This window comes from Amycolatopsis sp. NPDC059021 (assembly GCF_042739895.1).
Classification (GTDB): Bacteria; Actinomycetota; Actinomycetes; order Mycobacteriales; family Pseudonocardiaceae; genus Amycolatopsis.
Genome location: NZ_JBHYIQ010000041.1, coordinates 15,668 through 23,335, shown reverse-complemented (window position 1 = coordinate 23,335; position 7,668 = coordinate 15,668). Strand labels below are relative to the sequence as shown.

General features: G+C 69.7%; 9 protein-coding genes and 1 tRNA gene. 6 read left to right on the top strand and 4 right to left on the bottom strand.

What is annotated here, in order from left to right:
- Nucleotides 1–83 precede the first annotated feature (83 nt).
- The gene (locus ACFWX1_RS23790) at nt 84–989 is read right to left on the bottom strand and encodes an SGNH/GDSL hydrolase family protein (protein WP_378390709.1); all 906 of its coding nucleotides are present in this window, start codon (nt 987–989) and stop codon (nt 84–86) included.
- Between the two features lie 147 nt (nt 990–1,136).
- On the opposite strand from ACFWX1_RS23790, the gene ACFWX1_RS23785 reads away from it, so the two are divergent.
- Nucleotides 1,137–1,352, top strand: coding sequence for a hypothetical protein (locus ACFWX1_RS23785; RefSeq protein WP_378323499.1), 216 nt, complete (start codon nt 1,137–1,139; stop codon nt 1,350–1,352).
- A gap of 57 nt (nt 1,353–1,409) precedes the next feature.
- On the opposite strand, the gene ACFWX1_RS23780 is transcribed toward ACFWX1_RS23785, so the two are convergent.
- Together ACFWX1_RS23780 and ACFWX1_RS23775 are read right to left on the bottom strand one after the other, a co-directional pair.
- Nucleotides 1,410–2,300: a TIGR03619 family F420-dependent LLM class oxidoreductase gene (locus ACFWX1_RS23780; protein ID WP_378390707.1), complete on the bottom strand. Its 891-nt coding sequence runs from the start codon at nt 2,298–2,300 to the stop codon at nt 1,410–1,412.
- Nucleotides 2,297–3,526 (bottom strand): pyridoxal phosphate-dependent aminotransferase, encoded by a 1,230-nt coding sequence (locus tag ACFWX1_RS23775; protein ID WP_378390705.1) that lies wholly within the window; start codon nt 3,524–3,526, stop codon nt 2,297–2,299. The genes ACFWX1_RS23780 and ACFWX1_RS23775 overlap by 4 nt, the downstream gene beginning before the upstream one ends.
- 197 nt (nt 3,527–3,723) lie before the next feature.
- Here ACFWX1_RS23775 and ACFWX1_RS23770 point away from each other — a divergent pair.
- The 5 genes from ACFWX1_RS23770 (at nt 3,724) to rplA (ending at nt 6,467) form a co-directional block, all read left to right on the top strand.
- Nucleotides 3,724–3,796, top strand: a tRNA-Trp gene (locus tag ACFWX1_RS23770).
- Between the two features lie 32 nt (nt 3,797–3,828).
- Nucleotides 3,829–4,272, top strand: a complete 444-nt coding sequence (gene secE / locus ACFWX1_RS23765) for a preprotein translocase subunit SecE (protein ID WP_378390704.1) — start codon at nt 3,829–3,831, stop codon at nt 4,270–4,272.
- 81 nt (nt 4,273–4,353) lie between these two features.
- Nucleotides 4,354–5,157 carry a transcription termination/antitermination protein NusG gene (gene nusG / locus ACFWX1_RS23760; RefSeq protein ID WP_378390702.1) on the top strand — a complete coding sequence of 268 codons (804 nt, stop codon included), beginning with the start codon at nt 4,354–4,356 and terminating at the stop codon, nt 5,155–5,157.
- Nucleotides 5,158–5,233: 76 nt separating this feature from the next.
- On the top strand, nt 5,234–5,668 hold the full coding sequence (gene rplK / locus ACFWX1_RS23755) for a 50S ribosomal protein L11 (protein ID WP_013222525.1): 435 nt from the start codon (nt 5,234–5,236) through the stop codon (nt 5,666–5,668).
- Between the two features lie 79 nt (nt 5,669–5,747).
- Complete coding sequence (gene rplA / locus ACFWX1_RS23750) at nt 5,748–6,467, top strand: 50S ribosomal protein L1 (RefSeq protein ID WP_378323492.1); 720 nt, start codon at nt 5,748–5,750, stop codon at nt 6,465–6,467.
- 138 nt (nt 6,468–6,605) lie between these two features.
- Here rplA and ACFWX1_RS23745 read toward each other — a convergent pair whose 3' ends face one another.
- Nucleotides 6,606–7,409, bottom strand: coding sequence for a maleylpyruvate isomerase family mycothiol-dependent enzyme (locus ACFWX1_RS23745; RefSeq protein WP_378390700.1), 804 nt, complete (start codon nt 7,407–7,409; stop codon nt 6,606–6,608).
- Nucleotides 7,410–7,668 lie beyond the last annotated feature (259 nt).

The following is a 7,668-nucleotide window of genomic DNA, read 5'->3' as shown; positions in this document are numbered from 1 at the left end:
GTTGAGGGGGTTTTTGGTCTATTGGGTGGTGCTTCTGGGTATTGTCCTCCCTTCTGGTTTGTGTAACGCCCCCTTCAGCATCCTCAGGGGAGCTTCAGGAGGCCCTCGACGGCTTCGGCCATGCCCTGTTCGCCACGCGCGTTCGGGTGCAGCGCGGCGGCGGGTGACGCGGGGAAGAGCCCCTCGACCCAGCGTTTGTCCGTCGCCGCGCACAGGTCGTGGCCCTTGCCGGGCGTCGCGGTGTCGGCGAATCCCGCGCCGTGCGCCTTCGCCTGCGTGGCGAGCATGCTGTTGAACTTGCCGAGCGACTCCCGCAGGTACTTGACGTCCCCCGAGCCCACCGGCAGCGACGGCCAGCAGCCGTCCCCGTCCGGCAGCACGGTGGGGTAACCCACGACGACGATCCGCGCTTTCGGCGCCTTCTCGTGGATCTTTCCCAGTACCGACGCGATCTTGCCCGCGGTGGCGTCGATGCGCTCGGCGAGCTCGTCGCGCCCGCCCGCGGTGAACCGGTCCCGGCACTGCGCGCCCGTCGGCTGGTTCGTGGAGCACTGGCTCGCGAGCCCGACGAACCCGACGTCGTTGCCGCCGATGCCGAGCGTCACCAGCGTGGTCGCGGCGGTGACGGCGTCCAACTGCGCCGAGTTGGTGCCGTTGCGCGTCTGCTGGGGGCCGGTGATGTTCGCGGTCGTGGCGCCGCTGCAGCTGACGTCGGCGAACTCGGCGGGCTTGAGCCGCCCGGAGACCAGATGCGGGTAGTTGTTGTCCGAGCGGTCGCAGCCCGGCGGTGTCCCGGCTTGCCGCCCGGTGCGGGGCGCGGAGGTGTACGAGTCGCCGAGCGCGACGTAGCGCCCGGTGCCGCCGCCGGTTTCCGCGCCGGCGGGCGGGCTCGTGGACGAGCCGCGGTGCCAGTAGTAGTACCCGAACGCGACCAGCCCGACGACGATCACGAGAACCAGGCAGCCGCCCCCACCGCTCTTCTTCCCCACTCCTTCGTTTCTACCGATCCGCGAGCCCGCGCGCCTCGCCGATCCGGGTGACGTGAACGGCTACCGAACGAGAGGTCTCCAGTTGCATGAGAGATGCGTCACAGTCAGTGTGGACTGGTCCGAACAGCCCAACGGAAGGCGGAAGTCATGAGCCTGAACCTCGACAAGCTGGTCGACAAGGCTTGGGAGGACAAGTCGATCAAGGAGCTGCTGGAGGCGCCGCCGTCGGCGCTGGAAGGCCTGACTCCGAAGCACGACGAACTGCTCGCGGAGCTGAAGATCAAGACGATCCGCGACCTCGGCAACTGGAAGTACGCCACGAAGGCCGCCGCACTGGTGGACCTCGCGGACGCCGAAGCCTGACGACCATCCGTGAAGGCCTCCTTCGCAGCGCTCAACGCTGTGAAGGAGGCCTTCACGTCACTTCAGGGCGTCGCGCAGTTCGGTGGCGAGTTCGAGGGCGTGTGTGACGTCGTGCGCGAGGTAGTGCAGATCGACGAACGCCTCGTCGTATCCGGCGTCGCGAGTTTCGGCCAGCCGCGCGGCGGCGTCGGAAACGTTCGCGATCCGCGATCCGGAAGACGGGTTCAGCCGCAGCACACGCCGCAGCGCACCGGGGTCGCGTCCGGCCTCTTCGGCCGCCGCCACCGCGACCTCCCACAGCGCGTCCAGCCGATGGGGCGGCTGCCACGCGGGCAGCCAGCCGTCCGCGCGCTTGCCGATCCGCCGCAGCGCCGTCTCCGACATCCCGCCCAGCAGCACCGGCGGGCCGGGCCGCTGCACCGGGCGAAGGTCCACTGTGGACTCCGGAATCCGCCACCTTGCGCTCTCGTGCCCGCCCGGCGTGCCGGACCAGATTTCCCCCAGTACGTCGAGAAGTTCGTCCAGCTGCTTACCGCGTCCCGGCCACGACGTCCCGGTCGCGGCGTACTCGTCCCGCATCCAGCCGATGCCGAAACCGGCGTCCAGCCTGCCGCCGCTGGCCTGATCCAGCGTCGTCAGCGTCCGCGCCAGCAGCACCGGCGAGTACACCGGCGCGATGAGCGTGCTGGTGCCCAGCCGCGCGGTTTTCGTCGCGCCCGCCGCCGCGGCCAGCGTCAGGAACGGGTCCGCGAACCTCGTGAACTCCGGGGGATACGGCTGTTCCGGCGTGCCGCCGGGGTAGCGGTCCGACGGGTTCTTCGGGGTCAGCACGCGATCGCCCACCCACAGCGACGCGAAGCCGAGCGACTCCGCGGCCGAGGCGAAGCTCGCGACCGAGCCGGGCGCGGCGAGCTTCCCGTACTGCGGCAGGGCCAGTCCGAGTTTCATCTCGCCTCCGTGAGGAGTTCGCCCATGCGGGTGACGCCCTCGACGAGTGCGTCCTCGCCCAGCGCGTAGGAGAGCCGGAAGTATCCGGGAGTGCCGAACGCCTCGCCCGGCACCACCGCCACCTCGGCCTCGCGCAACAGTAAATCGGCCAGTGCCACGGTGTCCTTCGGCCGCTCGCCGCGAATTTCCTTGCCCAGCAGCGACTTCACCGACGGGTAGACGTAAAAGGCCCCCTGTGGCACGGGGATCTCGACGCCGGGAATCTCCGAAAGCAGCGAGACGATGCGCTTGCGCCGGGCGTCGAACGCGGCCCGCATCTCGTGCACGACGTCGAGCGGGCCCGCGACCGCGGCGAGCGCCGCGCGCTGGGCCACATTGGACACATTGCCGCACAGATGCGACTGGTACCCCGCGGCCGCCTTGATCACGTCCGCCGGGCCCGCCATCCAGCCGACCCGCCAGCCGGTCATCGAATACGTCTTCGCGACGCCGTTCAGCACCAGCGTCCGCTCCGCCAGCTCCGGCACCACGACCGGCATCGAATGCGCCTCGGCGCCGTCGTAGACCAGGTGCTCGTAGATCTCGTCGGTGATCACCCACAGGCCGTGCTCGTGCGCCCAGCGGCCGATCGCTTCGACCTGCTCGCGCGGGTACACCGCGCCGGTCGGGTTCGACGGCGACACGAACAGCAGCACCTTCGTCCGCGGTGTCCTGGCGGCTTCGAGCTGCTCGACGTCCACGAGGTAGCCGGTGGTCTCGTCCGCGACGACCGGCACCGCGACGCCGCCCGCCAGCCGGATGGACTCCGGGTAGGTGGTCCAGTACGGCGCGGGGACGAGCACCTCGTCGCCGGGGTCGAGCAGGGTGGCGAACGCGGAATAGACCGCCTGCTTGCCGCCGTTGGTCACCAGTGTCTGCGCGGGTTCGACGACGAGCCCCGAGTCCCGGGCCGTCTTCGCGGCGATGGCCTCGCGCAGTTCGGGCAGCCCGGCCGCGCCGGTGTACCCGTGGTTGGCCGGATCGCGCACCGCCGCGGCGGCGGCCTCGACGACGTGCGCGGGGGTCGGGAAGTCGGGCTGACCGGCGCCGAAGCCGATCACCGGGCGGCCGAGGGCCTTGAGTTCACGGGCCTTCGCGTCGACCGCGAGGGTCGCCGACGGGGTGATCCCGCCGATCCGCGCGGATACGCGGGGGTGTCGCTGGGTGCTGCTGGCGGCGCTGGTCATGGGGGTCATCGTGACACGACCGGGTGACGGCCCGCCCGCTGGTTTCCCCGGTGATCGGGAGCGTTGAGGGGCGCGGTTGCGAGGTGCCGGAGGCCTTGCCGTAGACTTCCGGACTTGGAACGCACTACGGTCAACCCCGCCTGGTGGTGGGGATGATGGAATGCGTCCTCCGGAGCTCCGAGTGATCGGTGTTCCACAGGGGTGTAGCTCAATTGGCAGAGCAGCGGTCTCCAAAACCGCAGGTTGCAGGTTCAAGTCCTGTCACCCCTGCGCAACGGAACTGGTGGAGCGGAGGAGTGGTCGTGAGCGACAGCGACGCCAGCGGCGAAAACGAGCAGGACAAGGCACCCGAGGCCCAGTCCCGCCCGGTCACCGCCGCTGCCCGGCGTGAACGCCGTGCCTCCACTCGTCCGTCCGGGAAGTCCGAGGCCCGCTCGGACGGCAAGACCCGGCCGGCCAAGGCCGGCGAGAAGACCGACGACGCCGCGAAGCCCGAGAAGTCTTCGGACGCGAAGGGGAAGGCGACCCCGAAGCGCGACCGCAAGCCGAAGAAGGCTTCGCTGTTCGCCCGGATCCTGCGCTTCATCCGCGAGGTGTGGGCGGAGCTGCGCAAGGTCATCTGGCCCAACCGCAAGCAGATGGTCACCTACACCGCGGTGGTGCTGATCTTCGTGGTGTTCATGGTGGCACTGGTGAGCGGTCTTGACCTGGGATTCAAGCAGGTCATCGGGCTCGTGTTCGGCTAGCGAGCGGCCGGGCGCGGCGCCGGGAGGCGGACCGCGCCAGCCTGCCCGGACACGGCAAGCGATCAACTGAGAGGACGGAACGTGACCTCCGAGAACGGCACAACAGCCGGTCAGGACCTGACCGAGCTTGACGGCGAGCAGGTGCCCGCGGCACTCGGTGACGAGGAGACCGTGGACACCGAGGCCGCCGACGTGCCCGCCGCCAGCGAAGAGGTCGACGAAGCCGCCGCTGCTGACGAAGCCCCCGCCGCCGAGGAGCAGGCGGACGACCCGGTCGCGGCGCTGCGCGCGGAGCTCAACTCGCTGCCGGGCGAGTGGTACGTCGTGCACTCCTACGCCGGGTACGAGAACAAGGTGAAGACCAACCTCGAGACCCGCACCCAGACCCTGGACGTCGAGGACTACATCTTCCAGATCGAGGTCCCGACCGAAGAGGTCACCGAGATCAAGAACGGCCAGCGCAAGCAGGTGCAGCGCAAGGTGCTGCCCGGCTACATCCTGGTCCGGATGGACCTCAACGACCAGTCGTGGAGCGCGGTGCGCAACACCCCCGGCGTCACCGGGTTCGTCGGTGCCACCTCGCGCCCGTCGCCGCTCACCGTCGACGACGTGCTGAAGTTCCTCGCGCCGCAGGTCGAGAAGGAGGCCCCGGCCAAGGCGGGCAAGGGCGAGGCGGCGGCGGCCGCGGCGCCGATGGGCGGCTCGTCGGTCGAGGTCGACTTCGAGGTCGGCGAGTCCGTCACCGTCATGGACGGCCCGTTCGCGACCCTGCCCGCGACGATCTCCGAGGTCAACGTCGACGGGCAGAAGCTGAAGGTCCTGGTGTCGATCTTCGGCCGGGAGACGCCGGTCGAGCTGTCGTTCAACCAGGTCTCCAAGATCTGACGACCGCGGTACGCGGCCGGCAGCCCCCGCGCCCACGGCAGGTGCGCGGGGAACGTAGTACAGGACAGGAACAGGAATGCCACCCAAGAAGAAGAAGCTTGCGGCGATCATCAAGCTGCAGATCAAGGCGGGTGCGGCCAACCCCGCGCCGCCGGTCGGCCCCGCGCTGGGTCAGCACGGCGTCAACATCATGGAGTTCTGCAAGGCCTACAACGCCGCGACCGAGTCGCAGCGCGGGGACGTCGTCCCGGTCGAGATCTCCGTGTACGAGGACCGGTCGTTCGACTTCAAGCTGAAGACGCCGCCGGCCGCGAAGCTGCTGCTGAAGGCCGCGGGCGTGGAGAAGGGCTCCGGCGAGCCGCACAAGACCAAGGTCGCCAAGGTCACCTGGGACCAGGTCCGCGAGATCGCCAAGACCAAGGAGACCGACCTCAACGCGCACGACATCGACCAGGCCGCGAAGATCATCGCCGGCACCGCCCGCTCCATGGGCATCACGGTCGTCGACTGACGTCATCTCGCAGCTCCACGTGGGAGAGCCAGGTGCTGGCTCGACACCACACTGATCCACTGAACTTAAGGACAGAAGCATGACCAAGCACAGCAAGGCCTACCGCCAGGCCGCCGAGCTGATCGACAAGACGCGGCTCTACGCGCCGCTCGAGGCGGCGAAGCTGGCCAAGGAGACCTCCAAGAGCAAGATGGACGCGACCGTCGAGGTCGCGATGCGTCTCGGTGTGGACCCCCGCAAGGCCGACCAGATGGTCCGCGGCACCGTGAACCTGCCGCACGGCACCGGTAAGACCGCCCGCGTCATCGTTTTCGCCGTTGGTGACAAGGCCGCCGAGGCCGAAGCCGCCGGCGCCGACGCGGTCGGTACCGACGAACTGATCGAGCGCATCCAGGGTGGCTGGCTCGACTTCGACGCCGCGATCGCGACGCCGGACCAGATGGCCAAGGTGGGCCGCATCGCCCGCATCCTCGGCCCGCGTGGCCTGATGCCGAACCCGAAGACCGGCACCGTGACCCCTGCGGTCACGAAGGCCGTGCAGGACATCAAGGGCGGGAAGATCAACTTCCGCGTCGACAAGCAGGCCAACCTGCACCTGGTGATCGGCAAGGCCTCGTTCGACACCGAGAAGCTGGTCGAGAACTACGCGGCCGCGCTGGACGAGATCCTGCGTGCCAAGCCGTCCTCGGCGAAGGGCCGCTACCTGAAGAAGGTCACCTTCGCGACGACGATGGGTCCGGGCATCCCGGTCGACCCGGCGCGCACGCGCAACCTGCTCAGCGAGGACGCGGCGGTCTGACCTACCGCTGAGTCAAACATCACGCGAAAGGGGGGGGGGGCGGGGGTGTGGGGGGGCGGGGGGGTGTGGGGTTTCGGACCCCCCGCACCCGCGCGGAAACCCCCGTGGATGTGACGGCGGTATGGGCCCCTGGGCTGGTCAGCCGCTGACGTGGGCGGTGTTGTCGAGCCAGTGCCGGGCGAGGCCGGCGTCGCCCTCGACGCTGATGTCGGTGATTTCGCGGCCGGTCAGCGGGAGTCGCCGGGTCAGGACCAGCAGCAGCGATCGTGCCGGGCCGGCCACCATCACATCGGCCTGCCGGGTCCCGGGCTGCCACGTTGCCCCCTCGGGCCGCCGTTCGACGAACCACGCGCCCGCGCCGTCCGCGATGTCGGTGGCCAGCCACTGCAGGGTCTGCCCGGTGCCCCGCAACGCGCGAGCGGACTCGGGCCGCTGCATCTCCCACGTGGGCGAGGTGAGCATCGCGAAGTGGTTGGTGACAAGGGCGGCCGCGATGTCGGTGTCGATGCCGGCCGGGCGGTCCGCCGCGTTGGCTGCATCGACGCCGTGGACGACCGCCTCGTTGAGCATGGCGGCCATCCAGAATCGCGTCCCGGACCGCTCGTCTCCCGCGGCGTTGAACACCGGCGCGTCGAGCGCGTCGTCAGAGCACGCGCTGGCGACCCGCTGCGCGGACTCCGACAACCATGCCTGCCACTCGCGGGGGTCGGCGGGCAGTACCGCCATCTCCGTGGGCAGCTGCGTGGGATCGGTGACGCGCCGCTCGATGACCTCCGCGACCCAGTGCTGGGTCTGGCCGACGTGCCTGACCAGGTCGGTGACGGTCCACTCCGGGGCTGTCGGCACGGCGGCGCCGGGTCCGGCCGCGGCGGCTGACTCCGCTAGGCGGCGGGTGTGTTCGACGATCGCTCGCCGGGCGCGGTCCGCGTTCAGTTCGGTCATGGTGTTGTCCTTTATGTCCAGGTATCCGGTGATCGTTCACTGAGCCCCGCCCCCGCGGGTGCCTTCGACCATGCGTCGAACGACAGCAGCGGGGATCGACAACGCCAAGCAACTGCGGTCATATCAGTCCGACAGAACCACCCCCGGAGCGCGTTTAGCCCGCTAAACGCCCGCCCGCGGCGGGGGGGGGGGGGGGGGGAAAATGAACGAGTTGTTGGGGTTCGCGCGCCCTTAAGCCGACCGCGAGGAGACCGTTGTT